General features: G+C 43.2%; 20 protein-coding genes and 1 pseudogene. 1 reads left to right on the top strand and 20 read right to left on the bottom strand.

The window, feature by feature from the left end; all coding sequences use genetic code 11:
- Positions 1 to 344: 344 nt before the first annotated feature.
- The 19 genes and pseudogenes from namA to tnpA all read right to left on the bottom strand — a co-directional run bounded on the left by namA (position 345) and on the right by tnpA (position 20,074).
- Positions 345 to 1,412: an NADPH dehydrogenase NamA gene (namA, locus tag CAL7507_RS06130; RefSeq protein ID WP_015127580.1), complete on the bottom strand. Its 1,068-nt coding sequence runs from the start codon at positions 1,410 to 1,412 to the stop codon at positions 345 to 347.
- 110 nt (positions 1,413 to 1,522) lie between these two features.
- Positions 1,523 to 2,734: an MFS transporter gene (locus CAL7507_RS06125; protein WP_015127579.1), complete on the bottom strand. Its 1,212-nt coding sequence runs from the start codon at positions 2,732 to 2,734 to the stop codon at positions 1,523 to 1,525.
- 69 nt (positions 2,735 to 2,803) lie between these two features.
- Positions 2,804 to 3,055, bottom strand: a complete 252-nt coding sequence (locus CAL7507_RS06120; RefSeq protein ID WP_015127578.1) for a hypothetical protein — start codon at positions 3,053 to 3,055, stop codon at positions 2,804 to 2,806.
- Between the two features lie 363 nt (positions 3,056 to 3,418).
- Entirely contained in the window at positions 3,419 to 4,654 is a 1,236-nt protein-coding gene (locus CAL7507_RS06115; protein WP_015126938.1) for a hypothetical protein, read from the bottom strand.
- A gap of 71 nt (positions 4,655 to 4,725) precedes the next feature.
- Positions 4,726 to 4,977: a hypothetical protein gene (locus CAL7507_RS06110; RefSeq protein WP_015126937.1), complete on the bottom strand. Its 252-nt coding sequence runs from the start codon at positions 4,975 to 4,977 to the stop codon at positions 4,726 to 4,728.
- Positions 4,978 to 5,152: 175 nt separating this feature from the next.
- A complete protein-coding gene (locus CAL7507_RS06105) occupies positions 5,153 to 5,995 on the bottom strand; it encodes a MetQ/NlpA family ABC transporter substrate-binding protein (RefSeq protein ID WP_015127577.1) in 843 nt (280 codons plus the stop codon).
- A gap of 110 nt (positions 5,996 to 6,105) precedes the next feature.
- Positions 6,106 to 6,762 carry a methionine ABC transporter permease gene (locus CAL7507_RS06100; RefSeq protein WP_015127576.1) on the bottom strand — a complete coding sequence of 219 codons (657 nt, stop codon included), beginning with the start codon at positions 6,760 to 6,762 and terminating at the stop codon, positions 6,106 to 6,108.
- Between the two features lie 142 nt (positions 6,763 to 6,904).
- Positions 6,905 to 8,143, bottom strand: coding sequence for an acyl-CoA dehydrogenase family protein (locus CAL7507_RS06095; protein WP_015127575.1), 1,239 nt, complete (start codon positions 8,141 to 8,143; stop codon positions 6,905 to 6,907).
- A 499-nt stretch (positions 8,144 to 8,642) separates the two neighbouring features.
- On the bottom strand, positions 8,643 to 9,119 hold the full coding sequence (locus CAL7507_RS06090; RefSeq protein WP_015127574.1) for a hypothetical protein: 477 nt from the start codon (positions 9,117 to 9,119) through the stop codon (positions 8,643 to 8,645).
- 39 nt (positions 9,120 to 9,158) lie between these two features.
- Positions 9,159 to 9,383 (bottom strand): annotated as a pseudogene (locus CAL7507_RS06085) (hypothetical protein); the annotation flags it as partial.
- A gap of 336 nt (positions 9,384 to 9,719) precedes the next feature.
- On the bottom strand, positions 9,720 to 11,057 hold the full coding sequence (locus CAL7507_RS06080) for an LLM class flavin-dependent oxidoreductase (protein ID WP_015127572.1): 1,338 nt from the start codon (positions 11,055 to 11,057) through the stop codon (positions 9,720 to 9,722).
- 163 nt (positions 11,058 to 11,220) lie between these two features.
- Positions 11,221 to 12,198 (bottom strand): methionine ABC transporter ATP-binding protein, encoded by a 978-nt coding sequence (locus tag CAL7507_RS06075; RefSeq protein ID WP_015127571.1) that lies wholly within the window; start codon positions 12,196 to 12,198, stop codon positions 11,221 to 11,223.
- A 443-nt stretch (positions 12,199 to 12,641) separates the two neighbouring features.
- A complete protein-coding gene (locus CAL7507_RS06070) occupies positions 12,642 to 13,553 on the bottom strand; it encodes a MetQ/NlpA family ABC transporter substrate-binding protein (protein WP_015127570.1) in 912 nt (303 codons plus the stop codon).
- 96 nt (positions 13,554 to 13,649) lie between these two features.
- A complete protein-coding gene (locus tag CAL7507_RS06065; protein ID WP_015127569.1) occupies positions 13,650 to 14,777 on the bottom strand; it encodes an aliphatic sulfonate ABC transporter substrate-binding protein in 1,128 nt (375 codons plus the stop codon).
- 538 nt (positions 14,778 to 15,315) lie between these two features.
- The gene (locus CAL7507_RS06060) at positions 15,316 to 16,122 is read right to left on the bottom strand and encodes a hypothetical protein (protein ID WP_015127568.1); all 807 of its coding nucleotides are present in this window, start codon (positions 16,120 to 16,122) and stop codon (positions 15,316 to 15,318) included.
- A 110-nt stretch (positions 16,123 to 16,232) separates the two neighbouring features.
- On the bottom strand, positions 16,233 to 17,048 hold the full coding sequence (locus tag CAL7507_RS06055) for a hypothetical protein (protein WP_015127567.1): 816 nt from the start codon (positions 17,046 to 17,048) through the stop codon (positions 16,233 to 16,235).
- A gap of 142 nt (positions 17,049 to 17,190) precedes the next feature.
- Complete coding sequence (locus CAL7507_RS06050) at positions 17,191 to 18,264, bottom strand: LLM class flavin-dependent oxidoreductase (RefSeq protein WP_015127566.1); 1,074 nt, start codon at positions 18,262 to 18,264, stop codon at positions 17,191 to 17,193.
- A gap of 261 nt (positions 18,265 to 18,525) precedes the next feature.
- Positions 18,526 to 19,092: a DUF2808 domain-containing protein gene (locus CAL7507_RS06045; RefSeq protein ID WP_042341208.1), complete on the bottom strand. Its 567-nt coding sequence runs from the start codon at positions 19,090 to 19,092 to the stop codon at positions 18,526 to 18,528.
- Between the two features lie 580 nt (positions 19,093 to 19,672).
- The gene (gene tnpA / locus CAL7507_RS06040) at positions 19,673 to 20,074 is read right to left on the bottom strand and encodes an IS200/IS605 family transposase (RefSeq protein WP_015127564.1); all 402 of its coding nucleotides are present in this window, start codon (positions 20,072 to 20,074) and stop codon (positions 19,673 to 19,675) included.
- Positions 20,075 to 20,121: 47 nt separating this feature from the next.
- Here tnpA and CAL7507_RS06035 point away from each other — a divergent pair, with 47 nt between their 5' ends.
- A complete protein-coding gene (locus CAL7507_RS06035) occupies positions 20,122 to 21,342 on the top strand; it encodes an RNA-guided endonuclease TnpB family protein (protein WP_015127563.1) in 1,221 nt (406 codons plus the stop codon).
- Positions 21,343 to 21,394: 52 nt separating this feature from the next.
- On the opposite strand, the gene CAL7507_RS06030 is transcribed toward CAL7507_RS06035, so the two are convergent.
- A complete protein-coding gene (locus CAL7507_RS06030; RefSeq protein ID WP_015127562.1) occupies positions 21,395 to 22,495 on the bottom strand; it encodes an LLM class flavin-dependent oxidoreductase in 1,101 nt (366 codons plus the stop codon).
- Between the last annotated feature and the right edge of the window lie 77 nt (positions 22,496 to 22,572).

Raw genomic sequence — 22,572 nt, 5'->3', positions numbered from 1 at the left:
ACAACCCTGTTTTTGCAGATGCGAATTCAACACACCCTGAATTAAATATCCGGTGCGTAAGTAAGCTTTTTTAAATTCCGCTATCTCCCTTGATTCAGGATGTTGATGTAAGTTCTAGAAATGTTTTGGATAAAGCTTTAGAGGACTTGTATTTCAGAAGTCCTAAGTATTAGAGCAGCTTAATGTTAGATAAACATAAATTTCATACACTAACTATTTGAAAACCAAATAGTTAGTTCAAGTATAATAACATGCAAACTAGATTACCGCCAATCCCTAAAAGTACTCCACCCGCAAACCCTGGAGGATTTTTAGGGTGGAATTTGGTCGAATAGTCTTAATATTTACAGCCAAGCACGGTCATATTGAACAGGCCAGAGTTTTTCGTGTCCTAGCTGTTTGGCTGCTAGGTGTGGCCAGTAGGGATTACGGAGTAATTCGCGCCCTAAAAGCACTAGATCAGCGCCTCCTGTGCGAATAATTTGGTCAGCTTGTTCAGGGGATGTAATTAAACCGACAGCGCCTGTAGGGATATTTGCTTCACGGCGGATACGTTCGGCGAATTGGGCTTGATAGCCTGGTTTAACTGGTATATTGATACCTGGAATGATTCCTCCTGAAGAGGAGTCGATGAGATCCACACCCAGAGATTTGAGTTTGTCGCTGAGGGCGATGCTTTGTTCAATATCCCAACCTTTGTCTACCCAATCAGTGGCGGAGAGGCGAACAAATAGGGGGTATGTTTCCGGCCAAACCTCTCTGACTTTCTGAACGATTTCTCGGAGTAGACGGGTACGGTTTTCAAAGCTACCACCATAATCATCCTTTCGCTGATTAGAAAGTGGTGAGAGAAACTGGTGTATGAGATAACCGTGAGCTGCATGGATTTCTATGACCTTAAAACCAGCTTGCAGAGAACGTTGAGTGGCTTGGACAAAAGCATCAGTAACTTGCTGAATTCCTGCAATACTCAAGGCTTCAGGTACGGGGCTATCTTTGCCAAAAGCGATCGCACTGCTAGAAACCAAAGGACGCCAACCTTCTTGAGATTCATCTAGTACTTTCCCGCCCTTACTTGGTTTAGCAGTGCTGGCTTTTCTCCCAGCATGAGCAAGTTGAATACCCGCAACAGCACCAAAATTATGAATCAATCCGACAATTTGGGCTAAGGTTTCTATGTGTTCATCTGACCAAATTCCCAAATCTTGGGGACTAATGCGCCCCCGCGCTTCAACAGCAGCAGCTTCTGTGATGACTAACCCAGCACCACCAACTGCACGAGAAGCTAAATGAATTTTGTGCCAATCGTTGGCGAATCCATTCGTGCTGGAATATTGACACATAGGTGAAACAGCGATGCGGTTGCGAAAAGTAACTTCACGAATAATTAATGATTCAAACAGGTGTGCCATTGATGTTGATTCCTTCTCTTGCTAGGTGAAAGAAATTGAATTGGGGGATGGTAATCAGTTATCAGTTATCAGTCTGTTCACTGATAACTGCTCTCTGCACAAGAGCCTCTTCAGGCTGCTGTAGGTTTTTTGCTACGGATGCTGAAGTGAGCGATCGCTGTGATAGTTAATAGGAAAAATCCGAGGGCGCAAACGCCATTCCATTGCCAGATTCCCCAGCTATAAGTACCAAGAAAAGAGCCGAAAGCGCCCCCAGTATAATTAGTGACCATATATACCGTATTCAAACGGCTCTCGGCATTTGGTATCAGGTTGTAGACGCGGATTTGGTTGGAGATGTAAGCGGTGTGCATCGCTATATCAAGAACAAGTACCCCAGTTATGAGACCTATTAAATGAGTTCCAGCTATCCAAAATATGACAAAAGCTGAGAGGGACAGAGAAGTTGCTACTCCAACTAAAATTCTTGACCCCCATTTGTCCGCTAATCGTCCAACCATCGGGGTAATTATTGCCCCTGCTATCCCTACCAAGCCAAAGAACCCGGCAACTTTACCATCATAATTGTAGGGGGGCGATTCAAGCATAAAAACCAGACTTGCCCAGAAAGCATTGAAAGAGGCAAATATGAGGGCAATATTAAACGACGCTTCACGCAACACTGGCTGCTGGCGGAAAAGATGCACAAGACTTTGCATGAGTTGCGGGTAAGACATGGTAGATGAGGGACGACTCGCAGGTATTTGCCTGATGAGGACAAAGGCGACAACCACCATTAGCCCCGCCGCGATCAAGTACACAGATCGCCAACCGAGATATTTTCCAATTACCCCGCTAACAGTCCTGGCTAGGAGGACACTGACAATCAGACCACTGACTAGTGTACCGATGACTTGGCCTCGTTGTTTTGGGTCTGTGATCTGTGCAACCAGTGGGATAATTATATGAGCCACAATGCTACAGAAGCCAAGAACAAAGCTAGACACCGATAGCCAAAATAGACTAGGCGATGTAGCTGCTGCTAGCAAGGCAAAAGTTAGTAAGCCGAGCATGATCGCAATTAATTTGCGGCGTTCTAGCTTGTCGCCCAAAGGAACTAAGAATAATAACCCCAATGCATAGCCAACTTGGGTAAGAGTAGGAATAAATCCCACCTCGTGGACGGAGATATGTAAACTGCGTCCAATATCTGCAAGTAGGGGTTGATTGTAGTACACATTGGCGATCGACAAACCACAGGCGATCGCTAACGTAAAAACTGTACTACGCTTTATTTGGAAATAGCCAGCAGTGGTCAGAGCAGATTGCTCTTGAGAATTCATTGATGATGCACCTAGTACAGGTCGGCAGAAATAAAGCTAGCATTTAGAATAGACACAAACTATAATTGATTAGCTTTTTGAATTTTGAATTTTGCGAAAAGTGTTTAGGAGGATATTCCTCCATAATAGACATTTCAAGATAAATTTTGAATTCTGCACACTGATACTAGGCTTATAACCTGCTTCTTGGCTTTGCTGACATTCCCAAATATCCTGATTTCCCTGTTGTTGGTCAACTAATAGCTGTAAATGCTCTGGTAATTTAGTCTGATAGCCGAGTTCTGGATCTAAGCATTCTCTTTCAATTTGTCCAAAAAACATATTTTTACTCTCTACTGTCTTAGCATTCTGCGGATATATAGCAGTCCGCTTTGATTTTTAAACGTATTTGCGTATTCAGGCAAATTAGGTAAGAAGTGAAGCAGAAGTGTTAGGTAGGGCTATACCTAGGGTGTTGACTTTGTACGAAATTAGCTAAAAATTATCATGCAATTTTTGTGTTTACCGTAGGGGCATCGGCACTGCCGTGCCCTGATGAGAACGTCAACTACGACTATGATTTTGTATGATGCATTTTGGGCTGAAAACCCTCAGAGTCAACACCCTAGGCTATACCTGACAAAACCCGGATCTGGTGGGCACTGCCTAGGGTGTTGACTCTGTGCCTTTTTTCGGGGTAAAAGTTCATACAGTTTTTGTGTCTTCATAATCAGCCGAAAATAACATTTTTCGTTTTGAGAGTGTAGATTGACCAAAAACTTCATCTAGCCATGCTTCAACCGAAGTAAAACTAATTGTTGAGAGTGCATTTTTAACAACAGCAGTGGTTAGATCGATAGTAGATAAACAGATGGTTAGTAACATCTGACCCATCTCTTTAAATGGACAGCGTGCAGAAAAATGCTTATATTTTCCAAACAATGATTCAATGACATCAGAAGTAGCTAAAAAAGTACCATGTCCTGTGATTTTGTTACATTGAACAGCCAAGTAATCAAAAATATTCTGTTGAAAATCAGAGAGACAATTATCAAGAAATATAGATTGATTCTGCTGAAAATAGTCCAGAGATTGATGACTAAGTCCTGATTGTTTTAGTTGGGCTTCAACCCGGCGTGTTAATGACACCATTTGATGCCACTTCATTACGTCTAATTCATAATCAGCTAACCATCCTAATTTATCTCTTATTTTCTGAGTAATCATCAAAGGCTCGGCATCTGGCATTAATTTTAAGAGAGTTTCTGTCGGGGCATTTAACAGATGGATTGCCCAATCTGTCAAGATTTCCACATTAAAATAACGACACTGAGAACGTTGGGAAGGAGGAGATATAAAAGATAATTCTGTCTGTTGTAGTTTTTGCCTCGAAATATTACACTTTTGAATAAATGACTGATATCTATCATCCGTATCTAACTGACATTTCAAAAGCAAAGCCATTGCATGAGTTACATCATGAGTGTAAATTAATTCCGGATATTTTTGTTGATATAGCTTGATTCCACGAGCCAAGTCGCTACCATTGTCCGCAACTATTTGCACTGGCACACCCACTCTTTTACTTATTTTATCTAGCTGGTGTTCTATGAGTTCTCCTCTGGTAGAATCCATAATTTCTAATCCGAGAATTTCCACATCTTTGTGTGACACTCCTCTTTTTTTATCAATCACATTTGACTGAAGATTCTGCTGTGAAATTCCTAAAACCACTAAAGCTTTTTGTTTCCCTAATTCCACAGTTAAATCGACAATAAATATCCAATCATCTCGATATTCTTTTTCCCTTTTTAACTCATATATCCCGATTCTTCCTAACCATTTTCTGATACATGTGAAAGTAGGATTTGTCTGGGATTCCGAATTGTTAAATAACTCAAATACTTTCTCCGCTCCTCTAAGACTTATACCGCATTTCATCAAAAGTTCTAATGATTGCTGAATTGTTTTCGCGTCATAATGGTGACCTTTGATATTTAATTCTGTAGTCTCTATGTTTTCTCCTTCGGCTGACCAATCTTCTTTTTTTCTGATGACCCTCCTTCAATATTTTGTGATTTCAGTTTTGACTCTGCTGCCAGCGCACGGTTTTTCCATTCTTCCCTTGAATCTAATAAATCTCTCACCTTTATTTCTAATGCCCTAATCTTTTTATGTCTCAATAGAGCTTTTTCTTTCCAGTTATCTCGACCTTTTTCAAATAACCTTGCTAATCTACTAACTGGGCTTTTGAACTCTTGCATTGGTTTTGACTCTGCTAGATATCAACGACATTATTATTGTATGAAATAATTTCGCCTAAAAACCAACAAAGTCAACACCCTAGGCACTGCCCACCCTACAAATATTGTATTAGCAACAATTTTGCGGACATCTGTTTCAACCAGTGAACAGTTAGTAACTGATAACTGTTCACTGTTAAAAGACAGCTAATATTCGCCCTTCATACTGTTTGTTAATAAAATCTTTAACTTGTGGATCATTAAGAAATTTGTTCAATTTCTGAATTTTTCCTTCATTTTCCCTACCCTTTAATGTAACTAGTGCTAGAGCATACTTTTTATCTTTCGCTGTTTCTTGTCCCATAGATTGAGGTTTAATTCCTGCTAGGGCTACAACTTGAGCCGAAGACACAATAAAGTCTACATCATTAATTGCTCGTACTACTTGTACTCCTTCTACTTCTTTAATCTTTAGGTTTTTGGGATTTTCTGCAATATCTTTTTGTGTAACAAATTCTTTACCATTTTCCTTCAATTTGATGATGCCATTCGCTGCCAGTAATCTTAATCCCCTGTCATTATTTATGACATCGTTGGCAATTGTGACAGTAGCATTTTGAGGTATTTCTTGTACTGATTTGAGTTTTTTAGAGAACAAACCAAGTGTATTTAAAGAAACTGTATTCAATGGCACTAAGTCGATTTTTAGTTCCTTGGCAGCATTATTCATGAAAGGTCGATGTTGAAAGAAATTGGCATCAATCACCTGATCTCTCAAAGCTGTATTTGGTTGTATCCAATCATTGAAGTTAACAACTTTAACTTCCAATCCTTCTTTAGTTGCTAATTTATCATTGACGAACTTCAAAATATCTTGTGATACTATTCCTGTCACCCCAACTTTAATTACTTCTTTTTGTGTAGATACTTGAGTTGTATTTGCAGTTAATTGTGCTTGTTGTTGACTGCAGCCAGCAAAGATAAAAGATGCAGTAAACGCACTGAATGCTGTGAGAAAGAATCGACGGTTAGTTTTCATAGAAATAGAGAATGGGGACTGCACTTCGACTTCGCTCAGTGCCCAGGGACTGGGGCAGGGAGCAGGGGGAGATAATAAACTTTGACTCTTGACAAATGACCAATGACAAATTACCGTTTTCGCATCTTCTGCGCTAATAAATCACCGAGAAATTGGATAATCTGCACTAGCAAAATCAGTACTACAATGGTGGAAATCATCACCCCGACATCGAATCTTTGGTAGCCGTATTGAATTGCCAAATTACCTAAACCACCGCCACCAACTGCGCCAGCCATTGCGGAAGAGTTTAGAAGACTAACAATGAGGATGGTTCCGCCTAATATTAAGGAGGGTAAAGCTTCTGGAATTAATACTTTAAGGACAATTTGCCAATAGTTGCAACCCATAGCCTGTGCGGCTTCTATGAGTCCTTTATCTACTTCCAGGATGCTGGTTTCGGCGATGCGGCCAAAGAAGGGAATAGCGGCGAGAGTCAGGGGAACTAGTGCGGCGGTGCTACCGATAGAAGTACCAACGATTAATCGCGTCAGTGGTGTCAAAACGACTAGCAAAATAATAAAGGGAAACGATCGCCCAGTATTGACAATTGCACTCAAAACCTTATGTAATCGTGGGGAATCCAGCAAGTTACCAGGGCCTGTCATCACCAAAAATAAGCCCAAAGGTAGACCTAAAGCCACGGCTACCAGAGCTGATATGACTACCATATAAAAAGTTTCGCCTGTAGCTTGCCACAAACTCAGAAGTAATTCCTGCCCTTGCATTCACGCACCTCTTGACGTAATTCATAATCATCTTTGATGAGGGTGATCAGATCCCCGACTTCTTGTAGACACCCGTAGGGTGGCTTCCCGCAGGGTAGAAGTTGGGGATATCGCAGCCTTTCAAAATTAATGAGATGAACGACTAGAAGAATCCTCGCGTCGGTAGTGGAGTACCGTTGATCTCGTAGTCTCCGATCGCACGAGCTTTGAAGTGACCCGGATTATGGGATGCTAGGGTGCGTGCATTGCGCCAATGACGATCAAAGTTAGAGCTTTTCTTGGTTGTGGAAGCCCCACCAACCTCGAATAGCAGGGTGGACGATCGCAGCGCCAGCTCATCGACGATTAATTTAGCCTTAGCTGCACCCAGAGAAGCTGCCAACGCTACAGCCGTCTCCGACTCCTCACCTTGGGCTTGGGCAGCAGGGAGGCGATCGAGAGCATCGGCTGCTGCTAAGACGATCGCTTCGGCAGCAAAGGCGTTGGTGGCAATTTGACCAACTGTTTGCTGCAAGAGTGGGTCATCTGCTGCTTGCTCGGCTACAGCATGATAGAAGGTTCTGGGTCGTTTGTGAACGAGCGCTGTGGCATCGCGCAGCACGCTACGAATGATGCCGGCGTTGATCGCAGTCAGGAACAATTGAGGGACAATGTTGTAGGGGAGGTTGTCTTTGTCTGTATCTGTATCAAGAATCACTTCATCTGCTTCCACGCGGACATTTGTGAACGTAGTTGTTCCCGTGCCGGTCAGCCTTTGCCCAAAGCCGTCCCAGTCATCTACCAGATCAACCCCCTCGCGTTTGGTCGGTAGGAGGGCGAGCGCTACGGTGTCATCGGGTGTTAATAAACGCACGAAAATCAAGTCTGCATAAAGGCTGCCAGTACTGTAATACTTCGTCCCGTTGAGACGATAGCCGTCGCCATCGGGTGTTAATTTTGTATTCGCTACTCCACCACCGCCCGCTCGCTTGACCTCTAGTTCAGTCGAGGCGAGTCCGATGATCGCACCATCGACGACGGCTTTGAGCCAACGACGATTTCTTTGGGTGCGCTCAGAACGCAAGATCCGCTCTGTCACAGAGAAATGATTCCGCACAATGTGAGCGACGTTCGGATCAGCATCTCCCAACCGAATCACGACCTCGAATAGTTCGCGCGCGGTGCTACCACCGCCACCTTCAGCCACAGGGATTCGCAATGCACCTAAGCGCGATCGCCGGATCAGTTCGACTACATCATAGGGAAGGATGCGATCGCGATCGCGCTGAGAAGCCCCCAGAGCAATGAAATCAAAAAGCTGCTGGAGTTCTGGCGAGTTGGCTGTGACAGGAGCCGAAAACTGGATTGTGGGATCTGCAAGTTTCTCTGGACTTTTAATCATTGTTTCTATCTCCAAATATCGTGTGGAAAATCTATATTGGTGAGTGGTGGGGCGATTTCTCTCCAGAAGCCGCTAGCCGGCGGCGCAACAAAAATCAACGAATGTTTCCAGCCTTGAGGCGATTACGTCTGGTAAAACATTATTTGTAGACTGATGACTGTTAACCATCAACCGTCTTTCGTGTTATCCCATCCCCTTTTAGGAGTGGGATAAGCTTAACTAACTTCCTTCGCCTGAGATCCAAATAATCTAAATAATCTTACACAAACTACTCAAAATCTACCGGAATACCGTAGTTTGATGCTCCCAAATTTTTCACGAGTTGTCAATCTGTTTTCAAGTCTTTTTGCAGAAAATACTGATTTCACCCATCTAGGGCAAACTTGACCGTGCCAATTTTAGATTTTGGATTGGTTTTTCGGTACAAGCCCCGGACAGTAGCTCTGAGCAATCAATATTATTGCAGGGCGGCAAAACAAAGACTTCTGCCAACGGTTATTTATTTAGAGATAGCGTAAGTAAGTACTCGCTCCCATCCCCACTGCCATGCTGTATCTATCAGCATTTCTTTGCCGTTGGTAAATACAATATACTCTTTACCTCTTTCGTAAACTATATCAGCGACAAGTTGATTACGTCGGTCATATCCCCATATTTGTGCTGCACCTACCCAGAATTTTTGCCCTTGCGATTGCAAAATCGGTAGATTGAGATATTCATTGTGCCATCCCCTTGGTTTCCATTGTTCACTAAGGGCACACACCAGAATAGCGCTGGCGTTGTATTCGCGCTCTTGCTCATGCAACCATATTACATAACTGATTGCCGCCTTAAAAGCATCTTCCAGTCCATAGCTGCAGCTTTCTAGGGCATCTTGGACATCATCATGTAATAAATCTACGCCAATAGCTACTAACGCTCGTTCGTATTGCTTAAATATCTCGTACTCTACCGAATTTTTATCCCACAACCACACACTTAATCAAACCTCCTAAAGTTAAATTTAAAAACCATCAAGTGTTTCTAACAGAATTTTGACCAAATCACCAATATATTCTTTATCTTTTTCGTGTTCAGGTAGAGGAACCATAATTTCTAACCAGCCATGACTATAAGAAATACGTGCGGCACGCTTTTCTCCCATTTCTTCTAAAATATTTTCTAATTGCTGCCAACTAACATCTTTGAGCAACATTTGTTGACCTGGCTTGACGATAATTTGTTGCAGTTTTAAAAGCATATCGCCTCACAATTTTAATTTCTAGTATGTAGTAGCGCTTCATTTTTACTACAAACATTACAACAAATCTAGTAGTTTGTCCCATTAATTTTACGGGGTAAATTTAGCTCGTAGTAAGCACTAAAGTGCTGAGAATTCAAGGACTTTAGTCCTTACTACGAACCTCTCGCAACTTTAGGGACAGACCACTAGTGGTTTGTCAATTTTGTTTTGAGGGGTTTTTGGTAGTGCGGGCCGAAAAGCCCGCGTGAGCGAGACGCTCACACTACAGTCCCTCATTTCAACCCTGACAGACTACTAGATTGTCACGCCATTCTTTTAATTTAACCTTTGTGCTTACACCAGAGTGGTCTGGAAGAAACGGTTAGCGGGGCGGGCTAATCCCAGATTTTCCCGCAGGGTTTTGCCTTCATACTCTTTGCGGAAGATGCCACGCCGTTGGAGTTCTGGGATTACCTTGTCTATGAAATCGTTCAACCCTGCAGGCAGAAAAGGGAACATGATGTTGAAGCCGTCAGACCCTTCCTCAATCAGCCATTGTTCCATGTCATCAGCAATGGTTTGAGGTGTACCGACAAACGCCAGCCCGCCGTAACTGCCGATACGTTGCGCTAGTTGTCGGATGGTCAGGTTCTCTCGTTGCGCCAACGCTATCACTCGTTCTCGCCCGCTTTTGCCGGCGTTAGTCTCAGGGATTTCCGGCAAAAAACCATCCGGATCGAAGCCTGAAACGTCGTAGCCAAGGGCGCCATTCAAGCTGGCAATCCCACTGTCATAGTGTACTAGGCTGTCCAAATGGGCACGCTTGGCGATCGCCTCTTCCACAGTTTCGCCCACAATTACCAAAGCACCTGGAAGAATTTTGATGCTTTCTGGGTCACGTCCAATTATCCGCGATCGCCCTTTAATGTCTGCAAATAAAGCCTTGCCTGCTTCCAGATTACCAGCAGGTGCAAACACAACCTCAGCGGTTTCAGCAGCTAATTGCCGTCCTGCATCAGAGGCCCCCGCTTGGACAATCACAGGCCAACCCTGGACAGGTCTGGCGATGTTCAATGGCCCCCGCACCGAGAGATGTTTTCCTTTATGTGCCAGAACGTGAATTTTTTCGGGATCGAAATAAATTCCTGATTCCACATCCCGGATAAATGCATCATCAGCGAAGGAATCCCAAAGACCCGTAACGACATCATAGAATTCCCTAGCCCGTGCGTAGCGTTCGTCATGCTCTACTTCTTCTTCTAAGCCAAAGTTGAGGGCTGCATCTGGATTGGCTGTGGTGACAATGTTCCACCCAGCGCGACCACCGCTAATATGGTCAAGAGACGCAAAGCGACGAGCGATGTGGAAAGGTGCGTCATAGGTTGTAGAAGCGGTGGCTACCAGTCCGATGTTTTCGGTGACGCTAGCGAGGGCAGAAAGCAGGGTGAAAGGCTCGAAGGAAGTGACGGTGTGGCTGCGCTTTAGGGCGTTGATGGGCATATTCAGCAACGCTAAGTGATCAGCCATAAAGAAGGCGTCGAATTTGCCCTGCTCTAATTTCTGGATGAATTGTTTTAGTGCTGGAAAGTTAAAATTGGCATCAGGCAAAGCTCCAGGATAGCGCCAAGCGCCTGTATGTATGCTCACCGGGCGCATGAACGCGCCCAATTTTAATTGCTTTGATCCGCTCATTACCCCTCCATATGCATGGTTTTAAACACGCTGCTCTACCAATGGTCAACGAATTTTGGATTTTAGATTGACGATTTTGGATTTAAATCTGTTAAATTAGTGCCCTATAAGCAGAGTCTAAATCTCCATTTGAAACCCTGATAACTGATAACTGATAACTGATTTAATGCACCTCCACTGCAAACTCTGACTCATATAAATATTTCAAGGCTTGGTTTATTTGTGTTCCTTCTAATTCAATGTGAAACTGTCCGACACGTTGATTACCGACGTTTTCTACACTACCACTGAGGATATTGATATCGACATCAAAACGACGTGCTAAGGTAGCAAAAATGGGCTGACTTGCTTGTTCTCCAGCAAAGGCGATCGTGGCTAATACTCCACCGGGACGTGGTACATAACCATTGCGACGGGGAAAAACCTCCTGTGCAAGCAATGATTCCGGCTGGGCAATTAAATCACTAACTCGCCCTCGTTCTACAATTTTCCCAGCATTAAGTATTGCCACACTGTCACAAATTTGCTTGACTACCCCCATCTCATGGGTGATCAATAAAATTGTCAAACCCATGCGCTTGTTGAGGTCGCGCAGTAATTCTAAAATCGATCGCGTGGTTTGAGGATCGAGCGCTGAAGTAGCTTCATCAGAAAGTAACACCTTTGGCTCTCCAGCTAAAGCCCTAGCAATACCCACCCGTTGTTTCTGTCCACCTGAAAGTTGTGCTGGATAAGCGTTTGCTTTACCTGTCAAGCCGACGAGTGAGATTAATTCTGCAACTTTTGCCCGTCGCTGGAGTTTGCTATAACCAATAACTTCTAAAGGAAAAGCAATGTTTTCTGCAACAGTTCGAGAACTTAGCAAGTTGAAGTGCTGGAAAATCATGCCTATATGTTGTCGGCTTTGACGCAACTGCAGACCAGAGAGTTTTGTGATTTCTTGTCCATTGACTGTAACATAACCAGATGTGGGTTTTTCTAACTGATTCACACAGCGAATTAAGGTGCTTTTACCTGCGCCACTTTGTCCTAAAACACCAAAAATTTCCCCAACTTTAACTTCAAGGCTAACGCCATCCAAGGCTACAACTTTTTGAGTTCCTTGGCTATAAATTTTGCGGACATCAGTAAAAGTAATCATCTATAAATTTCTCCACAGAAAGACAGATATCTAGTATTAGTAATCAAATAGTTTAAATTAGTAGTAGATAGGGTATTGTCCACCATATCCTAGTTTTGGTGGGCATTGCCTAGGCTGTTGACTCTGAGGGTTTTCAGCCCAAAATGCATCATCCAAAATAATAGTCGTAGTTAACGTTCTCATCAGGGCACGGCAGTGCCGATGCCCCTACGGTAAACACAAAAATTGCATGATAATTTTTAGCTAATTTCGTGCAAAGTCAACACCCTAGGCATTGCCCACTCTACAAGTCTTGATTAACAGTTATGGCGGTTCCCATTCAGATGCGGTACGAAATTATATCGTGAGGTGTAGGGGCACGGCACTTCCGTGTCCTTACAGGTGTACCTCACATAACCGAGAATTGCTATATCAGCATTTTTAGTTGATAACCGTTCACTGATTTAAGGGATCGGAAGTACTGCACCTTGATATTTATCTTTAATAAACTGCTTGACTTTATCGTCACGCAATAACTGATGCAATTTCACAATTTTTGGATCAGTTTCTTTCCCTTTTAATGTGGTGAGAGTAACAGCATAAATTGGGTCTTTACCTGACTCTAATGCTAAAGCATCCTTATCTGTTTTTAATCCAGCTTGCACAATCCAATTACCTGTAACTCCTGCTAGATCTACATCAGGAAGAGAGGGAATTGCTTGTGCCCCCGGTATCTCTTTGATTTGCAAGTTTTTGGGATTTTCAGTAATGTCTTTAGGACTTGCGGGGCGGACATTTGGCTTAAGTTTGACTAACCCTGATGCTTCTAAAACTTTCAGAGCGCGATGGGCATTGCTGGCATCATCAGGAATCGTGACCAGGGCTTTATTTGGCAAATCTTTAAGAGACTTATGTTTTTTAGAAAAAAGCCCTACAGGATTCAAATGAATTTGGGGAGTAAATGCATACATTTCAAAGTTGTTTTTCTTGCCATAGTCTTCCATAAAGGGGATATGCTGAAAATAATTGGCATCGATTACGCCATCTTTCAAAGCAGTGTTATTTTGGACAAAATCGTTGAAGGTGACAATTTCGATATCTAACCCTGCCTGGGGTGCTAGATTATCCTTGACAAATTTCAAAATATCTCCGGCGGGTACGGGTGAAACCCCAACTTTGATTTTCTCTTTTGCGCCAGTTGCGACTGTGTTTGCTGCTGTTGTAGCGGATGGTGCGGGTGCATTATTAGAAGCAGAATTATTTTGCGGTGAACTACAGCTAGAAAATACTGTAGATGCCACTAAGGATGTAAACGCGATCGCAAAAAAGCGACGGTTAATATTGAGAGATGAAAAGAAGTGAGATTTATTAGTCATCACATTTTTGAATTGATAAAGAGAATTAAGGATTGGGGATTAGGTAGATTATTTCCTAGTCCCCTGAGCAGTTGTTAATGAGTTGCTGTGGGAGATTTATTTGCTGCTTGAAGATTTCTGGTCAGTAATCCAGTTGTAGTTTTTATCCTTGACATCAATTTTCTTGGGGATAACTTTTAGTTCTGTGAAGGTATCAGCCATGTGTTGTAATCCACTAAGAACTTCATTGTTAATAGGTAATACCTTGCGTTCTCCACCACGTTCCTCAACGATTTCCATTGTTTTTAAATCTACTTTATACAGTTCTGAAAGCAGTTTTGCCGAATCTTTGTTGTTATTTCTCGCCCAGTCACCTGCTTTTTGCAACTCTTCTAAAATGATTTTCACAATTTCTGGATGATCACGGACAAAATCTGGAGATGCATAGTAGAAAGCAGGACTTTCTGTTGGTGCTTTGTCACCAAATACGGTGGTGTTATCTGCTAATAAACGAGTTTTTAACTTGCGTTCAGCTTCTGCAGTGTAGGGGTCCCAAATTACCCACGCATCGAAATCGCCACGCTCAAATGCTGGTAAAGCGTCTGCGGGAGGGAGGAAGACGGGTTGAATGTCGCTGTATTTCAAACCTACTTTTTCCAACGCCTTGACTATCATGTATTGGGAACTTGCACCTTTAGCAAAGCCAACCTTTTTCCCTTTGAGATCAGCCAGGGTTTTGATGGGTGATTTTTCCAAAACTAAGATGGCGGAACTGCGTGTACTACTTGTACTTGCAGCCACTCGCACGAAGGGTTTATCACCTGCTTGAGCAAATACGCTACCAGTTCCACCGCCACCGCCAAAGACAACGCTACCTACACCCATTCCCTCAAGTAGGGGTGCTGTGGAAGAAAATTCATTCCATGTCACAGAAATACCTTGGGGTTGTAAGCGTTTTTCTAAACTACCTTGAGCTTTGAGAATATTTAAAAGTGCCATGCCTTTTTGGTTAGCCATTTTCAGCACTTTTAATTCGCTCTTTTGAGATACCTGTTGCGGTGCTTTGACAGCATCAGCAGAGTTAGTTGCAGAATTACTAGGTGTGCAAGATGCGATCGCTACACTCAAGCCTATACCAATTACAAATAATAAAGCAAAATCTTTAATCCCCGGTTGTTTAAAAAACTTCAGCAAACTTCTCTGATATATCCAGACTAACAACCTATCTACAAGTTGATTGAACATCAGTGACTCCTTATGCTTAATGCCGATATTTTGCCACGGTCAAAAATTATTGAGAATTGGCGAAATACTCTGACGAATAAATATAATGTAACGAGGGAATAAAGATTTATATAATCGTGGTTGTTCCCACAATTCCTAGCTAATATAGGAATCCGGTTTAATTTTTGAACATATTTAAGTATTGGTAGGGTGGGCATTGCCCAACGCCACTCCTCTCAACGCGGGAAACCCGCGCACGAGGGTGGCTCCCCTACGTATAGTTCAAAAATCAAATAGGAGTCCTATATAACTAATAGTTATTGCCCTTGTTATTAATCGACAAAAATGTTTTTACTAAGGACTAAAGTCCTTGTTTTTTAAGAACTCGCTAAAATTTATGAGACAGATTACTAGTGGTCTGTCCCAAAACTTTTTGAGAGGTTCGTGGTGTTCATATCCCCGACTTCTTATAGACACGCGTGGGGTGGCTTCCCGCAGGGTAGAAGTCGGGGATCTCACAGCCCCATAAAATTAATGGGACAGACTAGTAGTAAAGAGTTTATTGACTAATAGAAGTAATCTGTGGATTGGGGATATCTAATAAGTAAGAAAGTACCTGTTTTCGCCAAGCATCATAAACTGGCTCAATACCCTTGGTATTTGCTCCATTAAAGTTTTCGGCATCTTGCCAACGCTGTTTAATGTAAGGAGCGCGTCGTTGTTGAATTTCTTCATCAAGTTCTAACAACTGGGCGGCGAGTTCGGATTTTTCGCTAGACGAAGCTTGCTCAAATTTTTTGCGCCACCAATTAGCGATCGTGATGCGATGAACTGCTTCATCATCGCTGAATCGTTCATTACTTTGTTGAGCTAATACTGCATCACCAATTTGTGATGTCAGTTTATTAAACCAAACTTGGGGCAAAATATGGTGTTCATAGTGCAGTTCCCAAGCGATGAAACCTAGCCAGTTGCGATAGGGTACATCTCCTAGAAATTCCCAATGGCGTTTAGCTTCTCTTTCAATATCTTTAACGGGATCGCGTCCGGTGTGGGCAATCACACGTTCCCTAAAGGCGATCGCATGGGCACCATCATCACCAATTTGTCTGCTCAATATTAAATGCAAATCTGGGTCAGGAATTAAGGCGATCGCTTTACTCGCAGCTTGTACGATTGACAGGTCATGACCACCTGTAGCCGCCCAATATTGATAAAAACCTTCTTTTTCTTCTTCGGTTTCTGGAGGGCGACTAGCGTGTTCACGAACCAGAGGTACATGAGGCGCGTGTTTACTAATCAGTTTTTCCAGATTTTCATTTTCAAATTCTACAGTCCAATTACGAGTTAGAGTTGCTGCAGTCATACAATTTTGGATTTTGGATTTTAGATTTTGGATTGATCCCACAGATAAATTTAGGGAACTGAGAATTGGGCATAGGGAAAATATCTATATCCCTATTGCTTATTCCCCAATTAATCGTTGACACTGACTAATTTAGGCAGTTTGGAAATGGGAATATCCAAGAAGTAAGAAAGGACTTCCCGTCGCCAAGCATCATAAATTATGGGCAAATCAGCAATTTCAATCCCAATTGCTTTGTGACTCAATTGCCAATGATCCCTAAGATATTGATTGCGTCGCCGTTGACCTTCTTCATCGGCTTCTAAGGCTTGTGCGACTAAATCCTCTTTTTCAGATGGTGAGGCTTTGTCAAATTTACGTTGCCACCAATCCACAACTCCTAGACGGTGAACTGCTTCATCTGGCAAGATAACTTCCGCCGCAAACTTTCCTGATTCGGGGTCATTAATTTTACTGGTACGGCTGTTGAGTAATAACAAAGAAACTATATGCAGTTCGTAGTGCAATTCAAAGGACAAAAAGCCTTGCCAGTTACGAATGGGTAAGTCTCCTTGATATTCCCAATGTTTGTCTACTTGCTGTTGGATATCTTCAATGGGGTCGCGTCCAGATAATGCTTGCACTCGCCGCCGGGTATTTTCGGCATGGGCACCATCATCACCTAGCTGTCTGCTTAAAAACAGCTGTAATTCTGGGTCAGAAACTTGGTTAATTACCCGAGCGAGAACTTGCACAATGAATAAATCATGGGCAGCACCAGCAATCCGAAAGCGGATAAAATTCTCTTTTTCTTCTTCAGTTTGCGGTGGTCTGGGGTCTTGCGATCGCTTTTTAGGAAGATGGGGAGCGTGTTTATCTAGAAGTTTGTCGAAAATTTCAACTTCTAATTTAGTTGTCCAAGCCGGACGAGTTAGGGTTACAGTCATTTATATTTCTCCTATGTGTTGCACTTTCAGATTTGGGAGCTATCTACTGTCCCGGAAAAGCCGACTCTAGCTATTACTTGAGCAGAAGGAATTTGCTGCATATCATCTTCTTTCTTGTTGGAGCGATCGCCTATGGAAACTCTTAAACGCTGATTACTGATAACTGTTCACTGACCACTGTTAACGCCCGGACTCGCGGTATTATCTCCTCGGAGAAACGCTGCATCTCAGTTGTGAATGGCTGAAATTGCAGCATAAATGTACTGATTCCCACTCTGCTGAATTCGGCGATTTTCGTGGCTACAGTGTCATAACTACCAACTAAGCCGGCAGCAGTACCGCCATTGCTACCTACGCCTGGGTATTTCGCCATATTCTTAAACATGACAACTTCAGAATCAACGCCTTTGAGTAACTGTGAGCGATCGTCTTGCGCTACCAATGCTTTCAATGTGGCAAATTCTTCCTGTGCTTCTTCATCGGTAGCTCGCGCAATCACAAAGGCTGACATGGCAAACTTTAAAGGTTGAAGATGAGAACGCGGTTGTTTAGTAAATTGGGCGATCGCCTGTTGCACCACTTCTAAAGGACGACCATTCAGAAAAAACACATCTGCTGCTTGTGCTGCTAGCGCTTGCGCTGGCTCTGACTCACCCCCCAAATACACACGTGGATGCGGATATGCTATGGATTGTGGAAGGAAACTCAAGTCATTGATCTGAAAATACTTTCCTTGAAAGTTCACCCTTTCACCACTCCACAGGGCTTTGACTACTTTGATCCACTCTTGGGAATATTGATAGCGCTGATCGTGAGGAGGAAAAGCAATTCCGGCTTTTTCCATTTCTGGCTTAAACCAAGCACTCACTAAGTTGATGGCAAAACGCCCGCCACTGATAGCATCAATGCCTAGTGCCATCTTTGCTAAGACTGCTGGATGAAAAAGCAAAGGTTTAACAGCGGCAATAATCTCAATTGAGTTGGTTGCTTCAGCCAGCGCTGCTGCTGCTGTCCAAGTTTCCAACTGATCTAATTCTTGGTTTCTAGGATTGATGATGTGTTCTGCGATTAAAGTTGTAGTGAACCCACACTGTTCAGCTAACTGGATCAGATTCTTTGCTCGTGAGTAGCTAGCATCACGAGGCTCTAGAGGGTGATTCATCGCGCCGCAGTTGCCGTAAACTGGAATCCATATCCCGTAGCGTGGCTCAGACATAGCTTTCGAGAACCCTTTTAATAGATGCTAAAAGTTTGCTTACGGTGTGAAATTTTGAGTTGATTGGACAATGTCAGTATCGAAACTACGGTAAATCAGTCGGATTACTGTAGTATGTAGTTATGAGATTCGCACAGATTTAGTTAAAAAACAAGGGGCAATTAAGATTTATTGACATTAATAATCGTCACAATTCCAGCCATAGATGCCTTGTAGGAATACGGCATTAGTAGAAATATTTGTATACACCTACTTTAGAAATCAAAAGAGATGGTGTCTCTGGGACGAGTAGAAATGTAAGCGACCGATACCGAGAAATTGACCAGCAGTTTTCTGTCCAGAGGGGAACGCTGTGACACCAATTAAATAAACGCCGTCAAAGCTGGGATTGCGGAAAGTTTTGAGACCAACAGTTACAGTCCGCCCTGGTGTCACCGGTGGGTCAAAGGTGATTGTGAAAGTCCGTTTTTGGCGATCGCTGTTTTTCTCGCCATTAATTGCTATGTTTGCGCCCTCCCTACCCCGTGTCCCCTCAAAAGCAAAAGTAGTTTTCTGATTGAATTCAATTTCTTCAACCCCCTGTATTTGGTTAAAGCTAACCCGTTGGAGTGGTTCCCCAGCAGTGGCGGGTAATTCCAGGGTGAAATAATATGTTGTATCCCACGTATTTGTATTGTTGTATGGTGTTGTGGCGCTAACTAAACGTGGTGGTTGCACAAAGCTAACTGTACCATCCCTTAAAGTAACTGCATCAGCTACTGCGTGAGGTAATGACCACACACCAGCACTAACAGCCATAGCACTCAAAAACCTAGTTAGATACTTCATTTTGCTAAAACTTCTCGGACACCGAGAAGAAGCGATCGCTTATCTTAGGTAATTTCTAAAAATAATCTTACCAATAGACATAGATAGGACTTACGCATTGACAGGAAATGCAAAATATGCGTGATAAACAAAACACGTCTTTCGTAGGGGTTAGCACTGCTAAATCCTCCATAGCGCGGATCTGTTTACCATCAAAGTCATGATTGATCAAAGCCGGAAATTTCTAATTTTGGTTAATGCATACAATAATTAATTTGTACAGTGCGTAAGTCCTAAACCCTTGTAGAGACGTAGCAATGCTCATAGGTGTCAAGGAGATGTCTAATTAGAGAGCAAACAACCGTTTGCCCCTACGGTTCATTGACGATCGCATGGTAATTTCTATTGGAGGAAATCTCTTTAGTAAGTAAGTCGGCACAATAAAAGCAAACTATGTGAAGAAAAGTAAACAAGGCTAAGACCCTTCTACCAATTGCCTATTGCCTTATCCTAGCGACAATTATTTACACCGAGTTACGATAGTGAAGCGTAAAGCCCCCGAATTCTATTCGGGGGATATAAGCGAACAGGATGAATTTATTCATCCGTGATGTGGGTCGTTGATATACTCTAAAACTTTTTGAGTACTAATCTTCCCAGTTGTGTCAAACATGTATGAGTGTGTCCACAGACTAGGAAGCTTCAAGAGTTCTGGATATTCTTGTCGCAAGAATCTGGACGACCTACCTTTAAACGCTTTAACCACTTGAGAAATTGAATGGTGTGGGTCATATTCAACTAATAAATGGATATGGTCAGGCGCAACTTCTATAGCCTTGATAATCCATTTTTTGTCATTGGCAACTGATTGAAACACCTCAATGCATCGCAATTTTAAGGATTCATTATTAGTAAATATCCTTCTACGTCTGCATGGTATCCAGACTAAGTGAACAGTGGCCAGTCCAATAGCGTGATTGTAATGATTATATGTAGTTTTCATTGTAGATGTTTGTTGACTATCTACAACAATGATAGTATAATATCTACATGAAAACACTGAAGTTTAAGCTCTATCAACACAAACGGAATAGACATCTCAAACGCACAATCAATGCTGCTGGGATGATTTATAACCATTGCATTGCCCTACATCGCCGCTATTATCGGATGTTTGGCAAGTATTTGAGTTGCGCTAAACTTCAGTCTCACATTGCCAAATTGAGAAAACGTAATTCATTTTGGCAACAAGTAGGTTCACAAGCAGTGCAAGATATTTGTCAACGCATTGATAAAGCCTATCAACTGTTTTTCAAGCACAATAAAAAGCGCAAAGTCCGAGCGGAGGAAGCCTCCGCTCGGAACTTTGTAAGAGGAGGAGTTAGACCGCCAGGGTTTAAGAAAGTTAGAAAGTACAAATCCTTCACCCTAAAACAAGCAGGGTATAAGTTTCTGGGTGGTAATAGCGTCAAGATTGGAAATCGAGTTTATCAATTTTGGAAATCTAGAGAGATAGAAGGAACAGTTAAAACATTGACCATTAAGCGCACCAATATAGGTGAGTTGTTCATGGTCGTGGTTGTCGAGGCTTCGGCTACGCTCAGCCTCGACCCTGAGCGTAGCCGAAGGGTCGATTGTGGTTCTACTCCAGAGGTCAATCTCACGACTGGTAATATAGCGGGGTTTGACTTTGGGTTAAAAACCTTCCTCACTTGCTCAGATGGAACCAAGGTTGAATCTCCTCAATTCCTCAAACAAGCGCTCAATGCTATCAAAAGAGCGAATAGGCAACATTCCAAAAAGATTAAAGGTTCTTCTAATAGGGAAGGTGCCAGGAAAAATTTAGCCAGAAAGCACGAAAACGTGACCAATCAACGACGTGATTGGTTCTGGAAATTAGCGCATGAACTTACGGACAAGTTTGATATTCTCTGCTTTGAAACGTTGAACCTCAAGGGAATGCAACGTCTTTGGGGACGGAAAATATCTGATTTGGCGTTTGGTGAGTTTTTGAAAATCCTGGAATGGGTTGCCAAGAAGAAAAACAAGATGGTCATCTACATTGACCAGTGGTATCCGAGCAGTAAGACTTGTTTTTGCTGTGGGTATGTTTTGGAAACCTTGGCTCTCTCTGTGAGAGAGTGGCGTTGTCCCTCGTGCCAATCTATTAATGGGAGAGACGACAACGCAGCGCGTAATATTCAAGCAGTCGGGGCATCGACTGTTGGGTTAGGTGATGTAAGACGGGCAGTGCCTGCTATCGCTGTCTGACCCCAGAATCCCCGTCTCTTTAGAGCGGGGAGTATGTCAATTACCATATTGATTAACTGGCTACTCCGACTACTTGCCGCTCTCGTTTTGCAACTTCTGCACGCACCAGAGGAATGACATCACGCCCATATTCGATGGCATCTTGTAAAGGATCAAAACCACGAATCAATAGGGTAGTCACACCTGCGTCGTAGTAATCAACGAGGGCTTCTGCAACTTGTTCAGGAGTCCCAACTAGAGCCGTTGTGTTGCCTTGAGCGCCGGTAGCTGCAGCGATCGGTGTCCATAGACGCTTATCGTAGACCTCACTCTTAGCTGCAAAGTCTAGTAACCGCTGTGCGCCTACTGCCTGTGGTCTGGCGGCGGGAGCGACTTTCACGCCTCCTCGTTGCTCCTGAATTCGCCCTAAAATGTTGTGTGCTTTTTCCCAAGCTTGTTCCTCTGTGTTTCCTAGGATAGGTCTGAGGGAGACACTAAAACGGATTGAGCGATCGCGTGGTAAAGCGGCTTTAACTTCTGCAATTCGTTCTTTAACTGCAGCGATTGGCTCACCCCACAGAGCATAAACGTTACTGTGTTTGGCTCCCACCTGCACGGCTGGGCCGGATGCACCGCCGAAGTAAAGGGGAATATGAGGCTTTTGCAGAGGTTTGATGGCAGAGAAAGCATCCTTAACACGGTAGAATTCTCCCTCATAATCGAAGGGAGTATCACTTGTCCAGATGCGGCGAACAATTTCTAGATACTCATCAGTGCGACGATAGCGGCTATCATGATCCAGCCAGTCGCCATCCTTTTGCTGGTCTGCATCGCTGCCACCAGTGATAATATGGACTGCAATCCGACCATTAGTAAAGTGGTCGAGGGTAGCTGCTTTACGGGCTGCTAAAGTTGGGGCGACAAAGCCTGGTCGGTGGGCAATCAAAAAGCTCAATCGTTCGGTGAATGCAGCCGCATGAGTAGCAATGGTAAAACCATCGGGGCTACTGGAACTATAGCCAATCAGTACTTTGTCAAAGTCGCCTTTCTCATGAACTTGGGCGAACTCCCGCACATAAGCGGGGTCGATAATATCATCCCCCAGAGTCCCCGGTACAGTGTTCAACTCCGAAGCAGGTTTTGTCCGGATTAACCCAATGAATTCAACTGGCATGATTAATTCTCCTGTATTTTTTGTGTGGGAATCGGGAATTGGGAATGGGGCATTAGTTATTTCTCCCTCATCTCCCT

Source organism: Calothrix sp. PCC 7507 (genome assembly GCF_000316575.1).
Classification (GTDB): Bacteria; Cyanobacteriota; Cyanobacteriia; order Cyanobacteriales; family Nostocaceae; genus Fortiea.
The sequence above is the reverse complement of the archived record's forward strand: the minus strand, read 5'-3'. Positions and strand labels throughout refer to the sequence as shown.

What these genes read in the sequence shown, in the direction of transcription:
- namA (WP_015127580.1), bottom strand. Translation starts at nt 1,412, where the DNA reads ATGGCACACCTGTTTGAATCATTAATTATTCGTGAAGTTACTTTTCGC.
- CAL7507_RS06125 (WP_015127579.1), bottom strand. Translation starts at nt 2,734, where the DNA reads ATGAATTCTCAAGAGCAATCTGCTCTGACCACTGCTGGCTATTTCCAA.
- CAL7507_RS06120 (WP_015127578.1), bottom strand. Translation starts at nt 3,055, where the DNA reads ATGTTTTTTGGACAAATTGAAAGAGAATGCTTAGATCCAGAACTCGGC.
- CAL7507_RS06115 (WP_015126938.1), bottom strand. Translation starts at nt 4,654, where the DNA reads ATGAAATGCGGTATAAGTCTTAGAGGAGCGGAGAAAGTATTTGAGTTA.
- CAL7507_RS06110 (WP_015126937.1), bottom strand. Translation starts at nt 4,977, where the DNA reads ATGCAAGAGTTCAAAAGCCCAGTTAGTAGATTAGCAAGGTTATTTGAA.
- CAL7507_RS06105 (WP_015127577.1), bottom strand. Translation starts at nt 5,995, where the DNA reads ATGAAAACTAACCGTCGATTCTTTCTCACAGCATTCAGTGCGTTTACT.
- CAL7507_RS06100 (WP_015127576.1), bottom strand. Translation starts at nt 6,762, where the DNA reads ATGCAAGGGCAGGAATTACTTCTGAGTTTGTGGCAAGCTACAGGCGAA.
- CAL7507_RS06095 (WP_015127575.1), bottom strand. Translation starts at nt 8,143, where the DNA reads ATGATTAAAAGTCCAGAGAAACTTGCAGATCCCACAATCCAGTTTTCG.
- CAL7507_RS06080 (WP_015127572.1), bottom strand. Translation starts at nt 11,057, where the DNA reads ATGAGCGGATCAAAGCAATTAAAATTGGGCGCGTTCATGCGCCCGGTG.
- CAL7507_RS06075 (WP_015127571.1), bottom strand. Translation starts at nt 12,198, where the DNA reads ATGATTACTTTTACTGATGTCCGCAAAATTTATAGCCAAGGAACTCAA.
- CAL7507_RS06070 (WP_015127570.1), bottom strand. Translation starts at nt 13,553, where the DNA reads ATGACTAATAAATCTCACTTCTTTTCATCTCTCAATATTAACCGTCGC.
- CAL7507_RS06065 (WP_015127569.1), bottom strand. Translation starts at nt 14,777, where the DNA reads ATGTTCAATCAACTTGTAGATAGGTTGTTAGTCTGGATATATCAGAGA.
- CAL7507_RS06060 (WP_015127568.1), bottom strand. Translation starts at nt 16,122, where the DNA reads ATGACTGCAGCAACTCTAACTCGTAATTGGACTGTAGAATTTGAAAAT.
- CAL7507_RS06055 (WP_015127567.1), bottom strand. Translation starts at nt 17,048, where the DNA reads ATGACTGTAACCCTAACTCGTCCGGCTTGGACAACTAAATTAGAAGTT.
- CAL7507_RS06050 (WP_015127566.1), bottom strand. Translation starts at nt 18,264, where the DNA reads ATGTCTGAGCCACGCTACGGGATATGGATTCCAGTTTACGGCAACTGC.
- CAL7507_RS06045 (WP_042341208.1), bottom strand. Translation starts at nt 19,092, where the DNA reads ATGAAGTATCTAACTAGGTTTTTGAGTGCTATGGCTGTTAGTGCTGGT.
- tnpA (WP_015127564.1), bottom strand. Translation starts at nt 20,074, where the DNA reads ATGAAAACTACATATAATCATTACAATCACGCTATTGGACTGGCCACT.
- CAL7507_RS06035 (WP_015127563.1), top strand. Translation starts at nt 20,122, where the DNA reads ATGAAAACACTGAAGTTTAAGCTCTATCAACACAAACGGAATAGACAT.
- CAL7507_RS06030 (WP_015127562.1), bottom strand. Translation starts at nt 22,495, where the DNA reads ATGCCAGTTGAATTCATTGGGTTAATCCGGACAAAACCTGCTTCGGAG.